This window comes from Streptococcus sp. HMSC071D03 (genome assembly GCF_001812125.1).
In the GTDB taxonomy this organism is placed as follows: domain Bacteria; phylum Bacillota; class Bacilli; order Lactobacillales; family Streptococcaceae; genus Streptococcus; species Streptococcus pseudopneumoniae_N.
In genome coordinates, this window is record NZ_KV807744.1 from 1 (window position 1) to 218 (window position 218).

Annotated in this window: 1 protein-coding gene; it reads left to right on the forward strand. The window is 42.2% G+C overall.

Translation table 11 applies throughout. From position 1 onward, the window contains the following. Nucleotides 1-218 (forward strand): Rib/alpha-like domain-containing protein (locus tag HMPREF2837_RS05025; RefSeq protein ID WP_261674334.1); only part of this gene is annotated, 218 nt, incomplete at both ends.

Below are 218 nucleotides of genomic sequence, written 5' to 3' on the forward strand. Positions count from 1 at the left end.
TCCACGTACAGATGCAGAGAAGAACAATCCAACACCTAAAGACCAAACTGTTAATGTAGGTAAAACTCCAGACCCTAAAGGATCAATCGGTAATGTAGACGATCTTCCAAAAGGAACTACGTTCGAATACAAGACTCCAGTAGACACTACAACACCAGGCGATAAGAAAACAACAGTCGTTGTCACTTACCCAGATGGTTCTAAGGATGAAGTTCCAG